The following is a 17,811-nucleotide window of genomic DNA, read 5'->3' as shown; positions in this document are numbered from 1 at the left end:
TGTTAGCCGCCTCCCCCCCTTTGCCGCAAGCGCTTGATCCGGAGGGCGCGCTCGGCCAGTGTCGCGGGCGAAACGCTAGGGGTTGATGGACATGATCGGACGGGTTTTGGTTTCCTGCGCGATGGCGGCGGCGCTGGCGGTTCCGGCGCTGGGGCAAGCGGCGCCGGGCCTGAGCCAGACCGAAGCAGACGCCCCGGCCATGCCGGCGATACTCGGCCCCCGCGGGCGGGCGGAGCTTGAAAATCGCATTCTTGCCGAACGGCTCGACACCCTCATCCCCCAGATCATGCGCGCCGAGGGGATCGACCTGTGGCTGCTGATGGCGCGCGAATATTTCGAAGAGCCCGTGGTCGCCACCATGCTCGATGCCGAGAATATGCACGCCCGGCGGCGGACGATCCTGATCTTCTTCGACCCCGGCAATGGCAAGCCGGTCGAGCGGCTGACGGTCAGCCGCTATGGCCTTGGCGGGCTGTTCGCGCCTGCCTGGGATCCCGACAAGCAGCCCGACCAATGGCAGGCGGTGGCCGAGCTGATCGCGGCCCGGAACCCGGCAAAAATCGCGATCAATTCCTCCGATCTCTACCAGTTCGCTGACGGGATGACGCTGAGCCAATACGACAAGTTCATGTCGGCCCTGCCTCCGGCACTGCATGAGCGAGCGGTGAGCGGAGAGAACCTTGCGATCCGCTGGCTGGAAACGCGCACGCCGGCCGAGATGGAGCTCTATCCCACCGTGGTGCGCATCGCCCATTCCGTGATCGGCGAAGCGTTTTCGCGCAAGGTCATCACGCCGGGCGTCACCACCGCCGAACAGGTGCAATGGTGGTATCGCGACCGGCTGATGGCGCTGGGCCTGACCCCGTGGTTCCACCCCTCGGTCGCGATCCAGCGGCAGGGGGTCAAGGGAATGCTGGAGGGCGATACGGTGATCCAGCCGGGCGACCTCTTGTGGACCGATTTCGGCATCACCTATCTGCGCCTCAACACCGATACCCAGCACCTGGCCTATGTGCTGAAGCCGGGCGAGACAGAGGCACCGGCGGGCCTTCGGGCGGGGCTGGCGGGGAGCAACCGGGTGCAGGATTTCCTCACCCGCGCCTTCAAGGTCGGCATCAGCGGGAATGACGCGCTCGCGCAGGCGCGGGCGGATAGCATCGCGGCGGGGCTCGATCCCTCGATCTACAGCCATCCCATTGGCCACCACGGCCACGGCGCGGGGCCAAGCATCGGGTTCTGGGACAATCAGAAGGCCGATCCGCGCGGGAGCGGCCCGATCCGGGCCAACACCGCGTGGTCGATCGAGCTGACGTCTTACGCCGCCGTGCCCGAATGGGGCGGCCAGCGGGTCGATTTCCGCACCGAAGAGGACGCCTTCTTTGATGGTACAAAAGTGCGCTACATCGACGGGCGCCAGACCGCGATCACGCTGATCCCGTCAGACTAACGGCTCGACGAACCCACGCCCCTCGCCCGCGTCTTGACCCGGTACACGTCGGTCAGCGCGGTGATGTAGAGCTCCGAAAGATCGGCCCCGCCCCATGCGAGGTTGGTTGCGCGCTTGGGTGTGGCGAGGCGTTCGATCACCTGCCCGCGCACGGGATCGACCACGCAAATGCCGCCGGGGCAGGTGAACCACACGCGCCCTTCACTATCGACCCGCACCCCGTCGACCCGGCCCGGCTTGCTCTCGTCGGTCACATCGACCACCAGCCGCTTGCCCGAGGCGGTGCCATCGGCGGCCAGATCATAGGCCCACACCGTCTGCGTGGCAGTGTCGCCGACATAGAGCACCCGCTCGTCGGGCGAGAGCGCAAGGCCGTTGGGGCGGCTCAAGGCATCGTCGATCAGCACCATCCGCCCGCTCGTCTCGTCGTAGGCAAAGACACCGGAGAAACCCACCTCGCTCGCCCGCTGGCCGAGGCCATAGGGCGGATCGGTGAACAGGATCAGCCCATCACTACGCACCACCACATCGTTGGGGCTGTTGAGCCGCTTGCCCTCATAGGCGGAAACGATCACCTGCCGCCCGCTCTCCGGCGTCCAGCGGGTGAGCGCGCCGCTGCCATGCTCGGCATTGATGAGGCGGCCTTGCCGGTCGAAGGTGTGGCCATTGGCATTGGCAGACGGGGCATAAAGCTTCTGTGCCGCCGCCTCGCCCGGCACCAGCACGTGCACCGCGTCACCCGGAATGTCGCTGAAGATGATCCGCGCCCCGTCCCATGCCGGCCCTTCGGTGAAGGTGTAGCCGGTGGCGGCCAGTTCGAGCGTTGCGGGGAGGATCAGCCCGCCGCTGTCCTCGGCCAGAGCGCCGCTCGCCATCCATGCTGCTGCCAGCAGCGCCAATCCTGCCCGAAGCCTGCCCATTATCCCCGTCCCTTGCCGTGTCTGGCACCCACCGTGCCCTGCCGCGCCCCGCCGCGCCAGCACTTTTGAGGGGAGCCGCAAGGGTTGCATGGCGCGCCCTCGGGGGGCATTGGGACGGCAGAGACAGGAGACCCCATCCCATGCGTCAGATCGACCACTTCATCGTCGGCGATACGCCTACCCCCACCCGCAAGCACGCCATCTGGAACCCCTCGACCGGCGAAGTGCAGGCCGAGGTCGCGCTGGGCGATGCCGCGCTGCTCGCCCGCGCCGTAGAGACCGCCAAGCGCGTCCAGCCCGCCTGGGCCGCGACCAATCCCCAGCGCCGCGCGCGGGTGATGTTCGCCTTCAAGGAACTGGTCGAGACTAATATGCAGAGCCTCGCCGAAATGCTCTCGTCCGAACACGGCAAGACCGTCCCCGACGCGCGCGGCGATGTGCAGCGCGGGCTTGAGGTGATCGAATATGCCTGCGGGTTGCCGCAGATCATGAAGGGTGAATACACCCACGGCGCGGGCCCGGGGATCGACGTCTATTCGATGCGCCAGCCGCTCGGCATCGGCGCGGGGATCACCCCGTTCAACTTCCCGGCGATGATCCCGATGTGGATGTTCGGCATGGCCTGCGCGGCGGGCAATGCCTTCATCCTCAAGCCCTCCGAGCGTGACCCGAGCGTGCCGGTGCGGCTGGCCGAACTGTTCCTTGAAGCGGGCGCGCCCGAGGGCCTGCTGCAGGTCGTCCACGGCGACAAGGAGATGGTCGACGCGATCATCGACCACCCGGATATTGCCGCGATCAGCTTCGTGGGTTCCTCGGACATCGCGCAGTACATCTACGCGCGCGGCTCGGCCAACAACAAGCGCGTGCAGGCCTTCGGCGGCGCGAAGAACCACGGGATCGTGCTGCCCGATGCGGACTTGGATCAGGTCGTCACCGATCTGACCGGGGCGGCCTTCGGCTCGGCGGGCGAACGCTGCATGGCGCTGCCCGTGGTGGTGCCGGTGGGCGAGGAGACGGCGGAGCGGCTCAAGGAAAAGCTGCTGAAGTCCATCGCGGGCCTCAGGATCGGCGTGTCGAACGATCCCGACGCGGATTACGGCCCGGTCGTCACCCCCGAACACAAGGCGCGGATCGAACAGTGGATCACCACCGCCGAGCAGGAAGGCGCCGAGATCGTCGTCGACGGGCGCGGGTTCACGCTTCAGGGCCACGAAAAGGGCTTCTTCGTCGGCCCGACCCTGATCGACCACGTCACCCCGCAGATGCGCTCCTATCAGGAGGAGATCTTCGGCCCCGTGCTCCAGATCGTCCGCGCCGCCGATTTCGAGCACGCGCTGCGCCTGCCCAGTGAGCACCAGTATGGCAACGGCGTCGCGATCTTCACCCGCAACGGCCACGCCGCGCGCGAATTCGCGGCGCGGGTGAATGTCGGGATGGTCGGGATCAACGTGCCGATCCCGGTGCCGGTCGCCTACCATAGCTTCGGCGGGTGGAAGCGTTCGGGCTTTGGCGACATCGACCAGTATGGCGTGGAAGGCCTGCGCTTCTGGACCAAGAACAAGAAGATCACCCAGCGCTGGCCCGACGGCGGCGGCGATGGCTCGAACGCCTTTGTCATCCCGACGATGGGGTGAGCGGGTTGCGTGCGATCCTGCTGATGCTGTGGGCGGCCCTGCTCGTGCTGGCCGCCCCGGCGCTCGCACAGGAGAAGCGCATCGCCCTCACCTTCGATGATGTGCCGCGCGGGGCGGGGGCGTTCTTCACGCCTGAGGAACGCACCCGGCGGCTGATCGCCGCGCTCGAACAGGCGGGGGTCGAACAGGCGGCCTTCTTCGTCACCACCGGCAACCTCGCCCATCCCGACGGTGCCGGGGGCGAGGCACGGATCGCGGCCTATGTCGCTGCCGGGCACGTGATCGCCAACCACAGCGACACGCACCTCCACCTCGATGCCACCCCGGCAGAGGATTACCTCGCCGATCTCGACCGCGCCGCGGCGTGGCTGAACGGGCGCCCCGGCTTTCGTCCGTGGTTCCGCTTCCCCTTTCTCGACGAGGGCGGGCGTGATGCAGGCAGGCGCGATGCCTTGCGCGCCGGGCTGGCAGCGCGGGCCTTGCGGAACGGCTATGCCACCGCTGACGGGTCGGACTGGCACCTCGAGCAGCTGACCCTTGATGCCAAGCGGGCAGGCAAGCCGATGGACATGGCGGCGCTGCGCAAGCTCTATCTGCAATCACAGCTCTCCGGCATCGCCTATCACGAAGCGCTCGCCCGCCGCACGCTCGGCCGATTGCCGCCGCAAGTGATGCTGCTCCACGAAACCGATTTGGCCGCGCTGTTCATCGCCGATCTGGTCGCCGAACTGCGCAAGGACGGCTGGACGATCATCACCGCCGACCAAGCCTATGCCGACGCCGAGCTTGCCGCCGCCATGCCGATCGTGCCCCACACCTCGGGCACGCTCACCGGCATGATGGCGTGGGAACGCGGTGTGCAGCCGCCACTTGCGCCGCTATGGATGAGCACCGCAATGATGAGCTGGCTGTTCGAGACGAGGGTGCTGGCCGCGCCCGGAGAGGACGGACAATGACGACCAAGGCTTCGCTGATCCTCGCCCTGCCCCTGCTGGCGCTGGCCGCCTGCGGGGGCGAGCCGCAGCAGGGCACGCCCGATCCTGCCACCACCGCCGCAGCGATGCCGGAGCCAGCCCCTTCTCCCGAACCCACCCTCGCCGCCAACACCATCCCCGCGCGCTTCCACGGCGTGTGGGATGCCGAGACGGGCACCTGCGATCCGGCCTCCGACCTCCGGCTCGAAATCGGGGCGCAGACGATCGGGTTCTACGAAAGCCAGGGCACCGTGACTGCGGTGGATGCCAGCGATCCCGATGACGTCAGCGTCCAGCTGGCGATGGAGGGCGAAGGCGACCAGTGGACGCAAGGCATGGACCTTGCGCTCGAAGGCGAAGGGGCTGATGCTGTCCTCTATGTCCGGCACCAGCCTGACGAACACGACATGGAAAAAGGCACGGCGCCGGGAGGCGTCGCGCTGCCCCTGAAGCGCTGCCCGGCCTGATCCGACCCGTCGTTCCACCGCATTTGTTGCGTAGCGCGCGCCATCAACGCTTGGCGAGTTGCAGGCTTTGCGGCTAAGGCGGCGCCCTATGGTTAAGTTCCCGGCCCGCGCCTGATCCACGCATGAAGCGGGTTTTCGCCAATATGGGCTGGCTCCTGGGCGGGCGCGGGTTCAACGCGGTGCTCAGCCTTGTCTATCTCGCCATCGCCGCGCGCACGCTGGGGACGGAAGGCTTCGGCTATTTCGCGCTGATCATCGCGCTGGGGCAGGCGGTCACCGGCTTTTCCAGTTTCCAGACCTGGCAGTTCATCGTCCGCTGGGGGGCCGATCCCGACAAGCCCGGCGTCGATCTGGGCCGCGCGCGCGAGGCGACCGGCTTTGCCGTGGCGCTGGACGGGCTGTCAGTCGCGGTCGGAACGCTCGCTTCGGCCGTGCTGGTGCTGACCGCGCCGCTATGGCTCGACGTGCCGCCTGACCTGTTGTGGCTGACCTTCTGGTATTGCGTCGTCTCGCTGCTGACGATCCGCACCACGCCCACAGGGATGCTGCGGCTCCACAATGAATATGGCCGCGCGACCTGGGCCGAGGCGGTGCAGCCGATCATTCGCGCGGGCGGTGCGGGGCTGGCGTGGCTCTATATGCCCAACGTGACCGGCTTCATCCTCGCCTTTGCCGCCTCGGAAGTGGGCACGGCCATCGCCTTGTGGATCGTCGCCGCGCGGGTGCAGCCGGTCAGCCTTGCTTCGATCAGCCTCAAGGCGATTCCGGCGCGGCACAAGGATGCCTGGCGGTTTGTGCTGTCCACCAATATGTCGGGCAGCCTTGCGGTGGCGGGCAAGCAGGTGATGATCCTGCTGGTCGGCACCTTTGGTGGGGCTTACCTCGCAGGCGGCTTCAGGATCGCCAACCAGCTGGGCGTGGCGCTGATCGCACTGGCGCAGACGATCTCCAAGGCGATCCTGCCCGAACTGGTGCAATCGCGCGACAGCGCGGTCGAGATCGCGCGGCGCATGGCCAATATTGCCGCAATGGCCGGGGTAGCGGCAGTCGGCAGCGCGATCCTGTTCGGCCGCCCCGGCATCGCCCTGATCGCGGGCGAGCAGTTCACCGGCTTCTACTGGGCGATGATCATCCTCAGCATCGCCGGCGCGGTCGAGCTGGTCGGCGCGAGCCTTGAAAGCCTGCTGATCTCGGCCGGCAAGGCCCACATCGCCTTCCTCGTCCGTCTGTTCCCGACGATCCTTGCGCTGGTGATGCTGCAAATGGCGATCGACTGGAAGGGCGCACAGGGCGCAGGCTTTGCGGTGCTGGGATCAAGCGTGCTGACGGTGGTCGGCTTCTACCTCGCGATCGTGAACCTCAAGCAGTTCCGGCTGGTGGTGGACGACACCAATGAAGAAGGGGCGGACACACGGCCCGCCCCTCCGAAATCATAACGCATCGCCTGCTTTTCCCTTCCCCTTGGGGAAGGGGGTTTCATCCCTCGTAAGCCAGCTTGGGCTTGCGCGCCGCTGCCGTTTCATCGAGCCTGCGCCGCGGCGAGTAGTAGGGCGCGGCCTTGAGCGCCTCGTCCCCTGCCAGCGCCCGCGTCACCACGCCGCGGAAGGCGGTGATGAACTGGTCGATCGCCGCCTTGCTCTCGGTCTCGGTCGGCTCGACCAGCATCGCGCCGTGGACCACCAACGGGAAATAGACCGTCATCGGGTGATAGCCCTCGTCGATCAGCCCCTTGGCGACATCGAGCGTGGACAGGCCATTGGTGAAGTCCTTGTCGCCAAACAGCGCCTCATGCATACACGGGCCACTGGCGCCGAACGGCGCGTGGAGAATGTCCTCCATCGAACGCAGGATGTAGTTGGCGTTGAGCACCGCATCCTCGGCCACCTGCTTCAACCCGTCCGCCCCGTGGCTGAGGATATAGGTCAGCGCGCGGGTGAACATCCCCATCTGGCCGTGGAACGCGGTCATGCGCCCGAAGCTCGGCCCGCGCTCCTCGCGGTTTTCCTCCTCGACGAGATAGAAACCGCCCGCATCGTCCTTGCGCACGAAGGGCAGCGGGGCAAACGGCGCAAGCGCTTCCGAAAGAACCACCGGCCCCGAACCCGGCCCACCGCCGCCGTGCGGGGTGGAGAAGGTCTTGTGGAGGTTGATGTGCATCGCATCGACGCCAAGATCGCCGGGGCGCACCTTGCCGACGATGGCGTTGAAGTTCGCCCCGTCGCAATAGACGTATCCGCCCGCCGCGTGGACCGCATCGGCGATCTCGCGGAAGTCCTTCTCGAACAATCCGCAGGTGTTGGGGTTGGTGATCATCACCGCCGCCACATCCGGCCCGAGCCGCGCCTTCAGCGCCGCCACATCGACCCGGCCTTCGGGGGTCGCGGGAATATCCTCGACGCGGTAATTGGCGAAGGCGGCGGTGGCAGGGTTGGTGCCGTGGGCGCTTTCGGGCACCAGCACCACTTCGCGCGCATCCCCGCGCGCCTCATGCGCGGCGCGGATCGCGAGGATCCCGCACAGCTCGCCATGCGCGCCGGCCTTGGGGCTCATCGCCACGGCGGGCATCCCGGTCAGCTTGCACAGCCATTCGCCCAGTTGGCTGATGACTTCGAGCGCGCCCTGCACCGCGTTCTGGGGTGCAAGCGGGTGGATGTCGGCAAACCCCGGCAAGCGCGCCATCTTCTCGTTTAGACGCGGGTTGTGCTTCATTGTGCAGCTGCCGAGCGGGAAGAACCCAAGGTCGATCCCGTAGTTCTGGCGGCTGAGGCGGGTGTAGTGGCGCACCGTTTCGGGCTCGGTCAGGCCGACGAGGCCGATGGCTTCGCTGCGGGCGAGACCGCCGAGACGGCTCGCGGCGGCAGGATCGACCGGCGGAAGGTCAACCCCGGTCACATCTGCGCGGCCGATCTCGAACAGCAGCGGCTCTTCGAGCATCAGGGCGCGGTTGCCGGTGGTGGTCGCGGGGCCACCGAGGAACCCGTCCTCTGCCACCTGCATTTCGGGCTTCCAGCCGCTCTTGTTGGGGGCGTTCATCACACGGTCTCCTTGATGCTGGCTTCAAGCTCGCAGGCGAGGCGCTCGATATCGTCTTCGGTGGTGGTCTCGGTCACGGCGACGAGCAGCGCGTGTTCGAGCGCCTCGACCCCGGGGTAGAGCCGGCCCAATGACACCCCGCCCAGCACGCCCCGGTCAGCCAGATCGCGCACGATCTGGCGCGCGGGCTTGCCGCCGAGCATCAGAGTGAATTCGTTGAAAAAGGCGGTGTTGAGCACTTCCACACCCGGCACCTTGGCCAGCCGGTCGGCGGCAAGGCAGGCGAGACGGTGGTTCTCGGCGGCGAGTTCGCGCAAGCCCCGCTCGCCCAGCAGCGTCATGTGGACCGAGAAGGCCAGCGCGCACAGGCCGGAATTGGTGCAGATGTTGCTGGTCGCCTTCTCGCGGCGGATGTGCTGTTCGCGGGTCGAGAGCGTGAGCACGAAGCCGCGCTTGCCCTCGGCGTCGGTGGTCTCGCCGCACAGCCGGCCCGGCATCTGGCGCACGTGCTTGGGATCGCGCACGGCGAAGAGGCCCAAGTAAGGCCCGCCGAATTGCAGGCCGACGCCCAATGACTGGCCCTCGCCCACCACGATATCCGCACCCATCTCGCCGGGGCTCTTGATCGCGCCGAGCGCCACAGGCTCGGTATTGACCACCACCAGCAATGCGCCCTTGGCGTGCGCGGCTTCGGCGACAGGGGTGAGGTCGGAAATGCGCCCGAGGATGTCGGGATATTGCACCACCACGCAGGCGGTGTCCGCGTCGATCCGGGCGATCAGACCATCAAGATCCGGCTCCGCCGTGATCGCGGGCAGGGCGTCGGCGATGGTGTCGCCGGTGAAGTGCGCCATGGTCTTGACCACCTGCGCATAATGCGGATGCAGCGCGCCCGAGAGCACCGCGCGCTTGCGGCGGGTGACGCGGGTCGCCATCGCCACCGCCTCCCAGCAGGCGGTCGACCCGTCATAGAGCGAGGCATTGGCCACCGCGCAGCCATAGAGCCGCGCCACCTGCGTCTGGAACTCGAACAGCACCTGCAACGTGCCCTGCGCGATTTCGGGCTGATAGGGGGTATAGGCGGTCAGGAATTCGCCGCGCTGGATGATGGTGTCGACGCTGGCGGGCACGTGATGGCGATAGGCGCCCGCGCCGAGGAAAAACGGCACTTCGCCGGCGACCAGGTTCTTGGCGGCCAGCGCCTTCATATGGCGTTCGACCGCCATTTCGCTCGCGTGCATCGGCAGCCCGTGGATCGGGCCGTCCAGGCGGGCGACTTCGGGCACGTCGACGAACAGATCGTCAATGTTCGATGCACCAATGGTCGCCAGCATCGCCTGCCGGTCGGTATCGGTAAGGGGGAGGTAGCGCATGGGAGATGGCTTTCCGTGGCTGGGGGTGAGGGGTTCAGGCAGACGGCGTGCCGGTCAGTGCGGCAAGATCGGGCAGCGCGCCGGAAAAGCGCGCAGGGCCGGTGTGGGTGGTGCGCATCCAGGGTGCGAGCCAGATGCGATAGCCCGCATCGCGCACCCTGCGGCAGAAGGCGAAATCATCGGACATCAGGTGGCCGCTGTCGGGATCGATCATCGGCTGGAACAGCGCGTGGATATCCTCGCCCACCAGCCCGCTTTCACGGTCGAGCGCGTCGGGCTTGTAGCGCAGTTCCGGATGGCGCGCGCACAACGCCTCCACCACATCGCGGCGGATGATCATCAGCCCGGTGCCGACCCGCAGCAGCTCGATCGGCTGGTCGAGCCGGAACTGCCCCTTGGGGTCGAGCGGATCGAGCGCGAAGACGCCCGAGAACCGCTCCAGCAGCGCCGGGTTCTCCGCCGCCAGCCCGCGCGATGCGGCGGCGGCGACCAGCGCCCAGTTGACCATCCGCTTGGGGCACGGCGCGCCCACCACCGCCAGCGCCGGATCGGCCTGCATCCGCGTGAGCAGATCGAGCACATCCTCGGGCGCGAAGCCGATATCGGCATCGACGAACATCATGTGCGTCGCATCCGATTGCAGGAAGGCGGCGGTGAGCACGTTGCGCGCCCGGCTGATCGAGGCATTATTGCTGAGCCAGGCGAAGGAGCAATGCACCCCCGTCCGCTCGGCTGCGCCCGTCAACCCCACCACGGCGCGCAGATAATCGCCCTGCGCGCCGTCATAGAGCGGGGTGGCGACCAGCAGCCGCTTGCCCCCCGCGCTGTTGCCGGTGGGGGCGCCGATCGGCGTGATGGTGACGGGCGGAACGGTGGTCACAGTCCCTCGAGGAATGCCTTGTAGCCGTCTTCGTCCATCAGGCCGTCGAGCTCGCCCGGATCGGCGATGGTCATCTTGAAGAACCAGCCGCCGTCTTCCGGGGCCGAGTTGACCAGCGCCGGGTCTTCCTCCAGCGCGGGGTTCACTTCGGTGATCTCGCCAGTGATCGGGGCATAGACATCAGAGGCGGCCTTGACGCTCTCGACCACGGCAGCGTCCTTGCCCTGCTCGATCATCGCGCCGACTTCAGGCAGTTCGACGAACACGATGTCGCCCAGCTGGCCTTGCGCATAATCGGTGATGCCGACGGTCGCGACATCGCCCTCGACCTCGATCCATTCGTGTTCGTCAGTGTAGTAACGCATGGGTCAGTTCCCCCTGTAGTAGCGGTGCGGGACAAAAGGTGTGGGCGCGACAGTGGCGGCGAGGCGCTTGCCCCGGACTTCGACCTCAAGCGCGGTGCCGATGGCGGCGTTTTCGCTCGCCACGTAAGCCATGGCGATGGGCGCGCCGAGCGTCGGCGAGAAGCCGCCGCTGGTTACCACCCCGATCTTGTCCGCGCCGCTGAAGACTTCCGCACCCTCGCGGGCGGGCAAGCGGCCAGCGATTGTCAGACCGACCCACTTGCGCGCGGTGCCTTCCACGATCTCGCGGTTGATCCGCTCCGCGCCCGGATAGCCGCCTTCGCTGCGGCGGCGCTTGTTGATGCCGAAGATGAGGCCCGCTTCGATCGGGCTGGTCTCGGGCGAGAGGTCGTGGCCGTAGAGCGGCAGCCCCGCCTCCAGCCGCAGCGAATCCCGCGCGCCAAGGCCGATGGGCTTCACCTCGGGTTCGGCGCAGAGCAGGTCGGCGACTTCCGCGGCGGCCTCGGCATCGAGCGAGATTTCAAACCCATCCTCGCCGGTGTAGCCCGCGCGCGCGATGGTGACGTCGTGGCCCGCAATCTGGAACCGCCCGAACTTCATGAAGGTCAGCGCGCTCAGGGGATATTCGCCGGTCGCATGGCGGGCCAGCGCATCAGCCGCCTTCGGCCCTTGCAGCGCCAGCAAGGCGCGCTCGTCGAGGTAGTTCATGGTGATGTCGTCGGGCAGCGCCTCGCGCAAGGTGCCCATGTCGTCCCACTTGGTCGCACCGTTGACGACCAGATAGAGCGCCTCGGGCCAGCGCGAGACCATCAGGTCATCGAGCACGCCCCCGTTCTCGTCGAGCAGCAGGGAATAGCGCTGCTGGCCAAGCTTCAGCGTCGAAAGGTCAATCGGCAGCACGGCTTCGACCGCCGCGTCGAGATCGGGGCCGGACAGCACCAGCTGGCCCATGTGCGACACGTCGAACAGTCCGGCGCTCTCGCGCGTCCAGTTATGTTCGGCAACGATCCCCTCATACTGGATCGGCATTTCATAGCCCGCAAAGGGCACCATCCGCGCACCGCGTGCACGGTGCCAGGCGTCAAGCGGCAGGGCTTCGAGCGGGATGTCTTCGAGATGGTCTTCGGTATCGTGATCGGTCACTCGGAAAATCCCCGGCAGAATACGGCAGTCCGGCAGCGCCAGCGCGCCGCCACATAACTGCCCCCTCTGTCGGGTGACCTGAGAGCTTCGGCAGACCACAAGCGCGGCCAGCCTCCCCTTCGGTGGCCGCCAGCATGAAGCCGGAGGCGCTTTCCAGAGTGTCATGCAGCCGAGCGGTCCGGTGGCCTGAGAGTTTCCGGGGCGGTTGCTCCTTCGGCGCCGTTGCCCCCGGTGAAAGGGGCATCGGGCTCTCCCGCTCGCCTGCCCGCGCCAGAATCGCTTCTGTCGCGGAAGACGCCCCCGCCCTGCCCCGAATGCTGCATCGCGTCAATCGGGCGAACACCGGATTTCCGCGCGAAAATCACATTTGCACCCGGTTTGGCGGAACATTAGAACACGCGCCGGGATGAACCTCACGGAAATCTATCTGATCGCGCTGACGATCATCTTTGCCGTGCCCTGGCTGGTGTGGCGCGTGGGCCGCACCGATCACTGGGCGCCGCTGGTGGTGGTTCAGATCGTGGGCGGCATTCTGCTTGGCCCGGGCGTGCTGGGCGCGGTGTTCCCGGACTATTACGCCTTCGTATTCCGGCCAGATGTGATCATCGCCCTCAACGGCGTCGCGTGGTGGGCGGTGATGCTGTTCGTATGGATTGCCGGGATCGAGCTCGACTTGTCGCAAGCATGGCGGCACCGCGGCGAAACCGGTCTCACCGCAGGGCTGGCGCTGGGGATGCCGCTGCTGGCGGGCACGTTGGCCGCCGCGATCATTCTGCAATTCCCCGGCTGGCGCGGGCCAAACGGCGCCTATTGGCAGGCCTTGCTCGGCATCGGCATGGCCTGCGCGGTCACCGCGCTGCCTATCCTCGTGCTGCTGATGGAAAAGCTCGGCATCCTGCGCGAACAGCTTGGCCAGCGCATCCTGCGCTATGCCAGCCTTGACGATATCGCGATCTGGGGCGTGCTGGCGATCATCCTGCTCGATTTCGACCGGCTGGCGCGGCAGGGCATATTTGTCGTCGGCTTTGCGCTTGCCGCATGGCTGATCCGCCGCGTGATGGCGCGCCTCTCCGAGGCAGATCGCTGGCCTGTCGGCCTGATCTGGCTGGCGGTGTGCGGGCTGGCGGGCGACTGGTCGGGACTCCACTATATGGTGGGCGCGTTCCTCGCGGGCGTGGTGCTGGATGCCAAGTGGTTCGGCCACGACGCGATGGACCGGTTCCGCAACATCGTGCTGCTGACGGTGATGCCGGTGTTCTTCCTCTCGACAGGCCTCAGAACCCAGTGGGAGGGCGGCGGGTTGGCCGTCTTCGGCGTCGCCGCGCTGCTGCTGGCAGCGGCGGTCGGGGGCAAGCTGCTGGGCGTGCATATCGCCGGCAAGCTGCTCGGCTGGAGCCGCACCGAGGCGAGCCTGATCGGCTGGCTGCTCCAGACCAAGGCGCTGATCATGATTATCTTCGCCAACATCCTGCTCGACAAGCAGGTGATCACGCCAACGACCTTCACCGCCCTCTTGCTGATGGCGGTCGGCAGCACGATGCTGACCAAGCCCTTCGCCACGCCTCTGATCGCAAAGCTGGGCGATCGGGTGAAGGCGGAGGCATAGCGTCAAAAAGCACCGTTCGCCCTGAGCCTGTCGAAGAGCCGTTCTTTCTTCGAGCGCACCGCCAAACTTCAGGAACGACGGTGCTTCGGCAAGCTCAGCGCGAACGGTACTATCTGCTCCCGGCCAGCTCCAGCGCCCGCTTCATCAGCGCCTTTTCGCGCGGGTCGGAAGCAGAGGTTTCGACCTCGCCCTTCGGCGGGGGGACTTCGGTGGTGAAATAGGCAAAGCTCATCGCCTTTTCGAACGACAGCCACAGGCCCGACCGCAACCCATAGGCCTCGCCCCCGTGGCCGATCCGGCCAAAGCCATCGCCGAACAGATCATCGACGCACGGCGTCTCGTCGACCACCGCATAGGCCGCCAGCCCATAGCCGCAGAAGGCGACATCAGTGGCGTCCGGTTCATAGTCGCCGGCAGCCGCCGCCATCTCGCCGAACCAACGGCGCATCGCAGCATCCGAGAAAAAGCCGTTCTTGTTCATCAGCAGCAAGGCCTGGCCGATTTTCGCCAGATCGACCATCCCGATCCGCACTCCGCCTTGGGGTGAGAAGATCGAGGCATTGGTGCCGGGCACATAGCTTCCGAGATCGCAGGGCACCCCTTCGGCCACGGGGATCGTGCAAGCGGGCGGCAAGTCCTCCGGCGCATCGCGCGCCACCTCGCCCGTGTCGCGGTAGAGCGTGACGGCGCGGGCCTGCATATCGGCGTCACAACCGATCCAGTTGAGGCAGGCCTTCACGCCCAAGGGCTTGAAGACAAGGCGCTCCACCAACCGGTCGTAGCGCTCGCCGCTCGCCGCTTCGAGCACGGTCGCGACCAAGGGCGAGCCGAGATTGGCATATTCGAACGCAGCCTTGCCTGGCGCGCCGGTGTCGCGCCACGCCGCAGGGTCCGCGAACTTGGCCTCAAGGCTTTCACCCAGCGGGATGATGTAGCCTGCCTTGTCGGACAGCCCTGCCCGGTGGGACAGTAGGTGAGTGAGCGTCACCTTGGCATCCGGGTGGTAGGGCGAGCGCACCTTCCACCCGAGATAGTCGGAGATATCGCGGTCCAGATCGACCTTGCCTTCGTCCATCAGCCTGAGCGCCGTCAGCGCCATCACAAGCTTGGAGATCGAGGCGATGCGCACCGGATCATTGGCTTCGAGCGCGCGGCCCGTTTCCTTGTTCGCCAGCCCCTCGACGATCAGCGGCTTGATGGTCTCGCGGTCGAAGGCGACCACCACTGTCGCAGGCGGCGCGGGCTCCTGTGCGGCGGCGGGGACAGCGGCGATCGCCAGAGCGGCGGCGGTGAGGCGGCGGATCATGCCACCATCATCGCCGCCCCGCTGCGCGCGTCAATCGAGATTCGGCCTGAGCCAGCGCTCGGCGGTCGCAAGGTCGACGCCCCGGCGCTGCGCATAGTCCTCCAGCTGATCGCGGCCCACGCGGGCAACGCCGAAATATTCGGCTTGGGGATGCCCGAAATAGAAGCCACTGACCGCCGCTGTCGGCCACATGGCGAAGCTCTCAGTCAGCGTCAGGCCCACATTCGCAGGTGCATCGAGCAGGTCGAACAGGATCGGCTTCAGCGAGTGATCGGGGCAGGCGGGATAGCCCGGCGCGGGGCGGATGCCGCGATATTGCTCGCGGATCAGCGCCGCATTGTCGAGCTGCTCGCCAGCGGCATAGCCCCACAGCGTGGTGCGAACGTGCTGGTGCAGCGCTTCGGCAAAGGCTTCGGCAAACCGGTCGGCCAGCGCCTTCAGCAGGATGTCGGAGAAATCGTCCTTGTCGGCAAGGAAGCGCGCCGAGTGCGGCTCGATCCCGTGGATACCGACCGCAAAACCGCCGATCCAGTCGCCCGAAGGGTCGATGAAGTCGGCAAGGCACATGTTCGCACGGTCGCGCGACTTCTTCACCTGCTGGCGCAGCATGGGGAGACGCACGCCATTGTCGAGCACCACATCATCCCCGTCGCGCCCGCAAGGCCACAGCCCCGCAACGCCGCGCGCGGTCAGCCATTTCTCGGCGATGATCTGGTCGAGCATCGCATTGGCATCGGCGAACAATTGCGTCGCGGTTTCGCCCACCACTTCGTCGGTGAGGATCGCGGGGTAATTGCCGTGGAGTTCCCAGGCGCGGAAGAAGGGCGTCCAGTCGATGAAGTCGCGTAAGGTTGCGAGGCTCCAGTCGTCGAACACGTGGAGGCCCGGCTGCGCGGGGGCATCGGGCTTTTCCGAAAGGTCGATCACAAAGCCATTGGCGCGCGCATCGGCCAGCGGGAGCAGCTCGCTCTGCCCCTTGCCGGCCCGCGCATCGCGCACAGCGACATATTCGCCCGCGACTTCGGTCACGTAATCATCGCGCTGGGTGTCGGAGAGGAGCTTCGAGGCCACCCCCACCGCGCGGCTCGCGTCGAGCACGTGGATCACCGGGCCATCATAGGCCGGGTCGATCTTCAGGGCGGTGTGCACCTTGCTAGTGGTCGCCCCGCCGATCAGCAGCGGCATCGTCATGCCCGCACGCTGCATTTCCTCGGCGACCGTTACCATCTCGTCCAATGAGGGGGTGATGAGGCCCGAAAGCCCGATCATGTCGGCCTTGTTGTCGTTCGCGGCAGCGAGGATCGTCGGCCAGGGCACCATCACGCCCAAATCGATCACGTCATATCCGTTGCACTGGAGCACCACGCCAACGATGTTCTTGCCGATGTCGTGCACATCGCCCTTCACCGTCGCCATGATGATCTTGCCCTTGGCCTTGCGTTCCTCCTCGGGGAGCAAGTCCTTCTCGGCCTCGATGAAGGGGATGAGGTGGGCAACCGCCTTCTTCATCACCCGCGCGGATTTCACCACCTGCGGCAGGAACATCTTGCCCGAGCCGAAGAGGTCACCGACGACGTTCATGCCGTCCATCAGCGGGCCTTCGATCACTTCGATCGGGCGCCCGCCCTTGGCCGCGATGGCGGCGCGCATCTGTTCGGTATCGTCGACGATATGCGCGTCGATGCCCTTGACCAGCGCGTGTTCGAGCCGCTTTTCGACCGCCCAGCCGCGCCATTCCTCGGCGGCCTTTTCGTCCGCGACGTTCTTGCCCTTGAAGCTTTCGGCGAGCGTGATCAGGCGCTCGGTCGCGTCGGGGTCGCGGTTGAGGATCACGTCCTCGCAGGCTTCGCGCAAGGTGGGGTCGATCTGGTCGTAAACGTCCAGTTGCCCCGCGTTGACGATCGCCATGTCGAGGCCCGCGGGGATGGCGTGGTAGAGGAACACCGAATGCATCGCGCGGCGCACCGGCTCATTGCCGCGGAACGAGAAAGAGAGGTTGGACAGGCCGCCCGAGTAATGCGCGTGGGGGCACAGCTCGCGGAGCTCGCGCACGGCTTCGATGAAGTCGACGCCGTAATTGTTGTGCTCCTCGATCCCGGTCGCCACCGCAAAGATGTTGGGATCAAAGATGATGTCCTCGGGCGGGAAGCCCTCCTTGACCAGCAGATCATAGGCGCGCTTGCAGATTTCGACCTTGCGCGCCTTGGTGTCGGCCTGACCGACCGTGTCGAAGGCCATGACCACCACCGCCGCGCCGTAATCCATGCAGATGCGCGCGTGGTGGAGGAAGGCTTCCTCGCCCTCCTTCATGCTGATCGAATTGACGATCGGCTTGCCGCTGACGCACTTGAGCCCGGCCTCGATCACCTCGAACTTTGATGAGTCGATCATCACCGGCACGCGGGCGATGTCGGGCTCGGCGGCGATCAGCTTCAAAAAGGTCGTCATCGCGTGGACCGCGTCGAGCAGCCCTTCGTCCATGTTAACGTCGATCACCTGCGCGCCGTTCTCGACCTGCTGGCGCGCGACTTCCACCGCGGCGGCATAATCGCCCGCCATGATCAGCTTCTTGAACGCCGCGCTACCGGTGACGTTGGTGCGCTCGCCGATGTTGATAAAGCGGGAGGATGAGGGTTGGGTCACTTATGTTCTCTCGAATGTAA

Annotated in this window: 14 protein-coding genes and 1 riboswitch; of the genes, 6 read left to right on the top strand and 8 right to left on the bottom strand. The window is 66.6% G+C overall.

Features of this window, described 5'->3' with window-relative positions; translation table 11 throughout:
* Positions 1 to 91: 91 nt before the first annotated feature.
* Positions 92 to 1,447, top strand: a complete 1,356-nt coding sequence (locus PS060_RS08400) for a M24 family metallopeptidase (protein WP_273986812.1) — start codon at positions 92 to 94, stop codon at positions 1,445 to 1,447.
* Here the strand turns inward: PS060_RS08400 and PS060_RS08395 are convergent.
* Positions 1,444 to 2,367 carry an SMP-30/gluconolactonase/LRE family protein gene (locus PS060_RS08395; protein ID WP_273986810.1) on the bottom strand — a complete coding sequence of 308 codons (924 nt, stop codon included), beginning with the start codon at positions 2,365 to 2,367 and terminating at the stop codon, positions 1,444 to 1,446. The genes PS060_RS08400 and PS060_RS08395 overlap by 4 nt on opposite strands.
* A 140-nt stretch (positions 2,368 to 2,507) precedes the next feature.
* On the opposite strand from PS060_RS08395, the gene PS060_RS08390 reads away from it, so the two are divergent.
* The 4 genes from PS060_RS08390 (at position 2,508) to PS060_RS08375 (ending at position 6,878) form a co-directional block, all read left to right on the top strand.
* A complete protein-coding gene (locus PS060_RS08390) occupies positions 2,508 to 4,001 on the top strand; it encodes a CoA-acylating methylmalonate-semialdehyde dehydrogenase (protein WP_273986809.1) in 1,494 nt (497 codons plus the stop codon).
* Complete coding sequence (locus tag PS060_RS08385; RefSeq protein ID WP_273986808.1) at positions 3,998 to 4,957, top strand: polysaccharide deacetylase family protein; 960 nt, start codon at positions 3,998 to 4,000, stop codon at positions 4,955 to 4,957. The genes PS060_RS08390 and PS060_RS08385 overlap by 4 nt, the downstream gene beginning before the upstream one ends.
* The gene (locus tag PS060_RS08380; RefSeq protein WP_273986807.1) at positions 4,954 to 5,442 is read left to right on the top strand and encodes a hypothetical protein; all 489 of its coding nucleotides are present in this window, start codon (positions 4,954 to 4,956) and stop codon (positions 5,440 to 5,442) included. Before PS060_RS08385 ends, PS060_RS08380 begins: the two co-directional genes overlap by 4 nt.
* A 122-nt stretch (positions 5,443 to 5,564) precedes the next feature.
* Complete coding sequence (locus tag PS060_RS08375; protein WP_273986806.1) at positions 5,565 to 6,878, top strand: lipopolysaccharide biosynthesis protein; 1,314 nt, start codon at positions 5,565 to 5,567, stop codon at positions 6,876 to 6,878.
* Between the two features lie 40 nt (positions 6,879 to 6,918).
* Here the strand turns inward: PS060_RS08375 and gcvPB are convergent, their stop codons facing one another.
* Genes gcvPB through gcvT form a run of 5 tightly spaced genes read right to left on the bottom strand, consistent with a single transcriptional unit; the run spans position 6,919 to position 12,236 of the window.
* Complete coding sequence (gene gcvPB / locus PS060_RS08370) at positions 6,919 to 8,475, bottom strand: aminomethyl-transferring glycine dehydrogenase subunit GcvPB (protein ID WP_273986805.1); 1,557 nt, start codon at positions 8,473 to 8,475, stop codon at positions 6,919 to 6,921.
* Positions 8,475 to 9,848: an aminomethyl-transferring glycine dehydrogenase subunit GcvPA gene (gcvPA, locus tag PS060_RS08365; RefSeq protein ID WP_273986804.1), complete on the bottom strand. Its 1,374-nt coding sequence runs from the start codon at positions 9,846 to 9,848 to the stop codon at positions 8,475 to 8,477. Before gcvPA ends, gcvPB begins: the two co-directional genes overlap by 1 nt.
* A gap of 34 nt (positions 9,849 to 9,882) precedes the next feature.
* The gene (locus tag PS060_RS08360; RefSeq protein WP_273986803.1) at positions 9,883 to 10,728 is read right to left on the bottom strand and encodes a hypothetical protein; all 846 of its coding nucleotides are present in this window, start codon (positions 10,726 to 10,728) and stop codon (positions 9,883 to 9,885) included.
* The gene (gene gcvH, locus PS060_RS08355) at positions 10,725 to 11,093 is read right to left on the bottom strand and encodes a glycine cleavage system protein GcvH (protein WP_273986802.1); all 369 of its coding nucleotides are present in this window, start codon (positions 11,091 to 11,093) and stop codon (positions 10,725 to 10,727) included. Before gcvH ends, PS060_RS08360 begins: the two co-directional genes overlap by 4 nt.
* 3 nt (positions 11,094 to 11,096) lie before the next feature.
* Complete coding sequence (gene gcvT, locus PS060_RS08350; RefSeq protein ID WP_273986801.1) at positions 11,097 to 12,236, bottom strand: glycine cleavage system aminomethyltransferase GcvT; 1,140 nt, start codon at positions 12,234 to 12,236, stop codon at positions 11,097 to 11,099.
* Positions 12,237 to 12,400: 164 nt separating this feature from the next.
* Positions 12,401 to 12,502: riboswitch (glycine riboswitch) on the bottom strand.
* A gap of 140 nt (positions 12,503 to 12,642) precedes the next feature.
* Between gcvT and PS060_RS08345 the strand changes: the two genes are divergently transcribed.
* A complete protein-coding gene (locus tag PS060_RS08345; protein WP_273986800.1) occupies positions 12,643 to 13,842 on the top strand; it encodes a cation:proton antiporter in 1,200 nt (399 codons plus the stop codon).
* A gap of 109 nt (positions 13,843 to 13,951) precedes the next feature.
* On the opposite strand, the gene PS060_RS08340 is transcribed toward PS060_RS08345, so the two are convergent.
* On the bottom strand, positions 13,952 to 15,148 hold the full coding sequence (locus tag PS060_RS08340) for a serine hydrolase domain-containing protein (RefSeq protein WP_273986798.1): 1,197 nt from the start codon (positions 15,146 to 15,148) through the stop codon (positions 13,952 to 13,954).
* A 30-nt stretch (positions 15,149 to 15,178) separates the two neighbouring features.
* Complete coding sequence (metH, locus tag PS060_RS08335; RefSeq protein ID WP_273986796.1) at positions 15,179 to 17,791, bottom strand: methionine synthase; 2,613 nt, start codon at positions 17,789 to 17,791, stop codon at positions 15,179 to 15,181.
* Between the last annotated feature and the right edge of the window lie 20 nt (positions 17,792 to 17,811).

It is taken from the genome of Erythrobacter sp. BLCC-B19 (genome assembly GCF_028621955.1).
Lineage (GTDB): Bacteria > Pseudomonadota > Alphaproteobacteria > Sphingomonadales > Sphingomonadaceae > Erythrobacter.
This window is presented reverse-complemented; position numbering and strand designations above follow the sequence as displayed.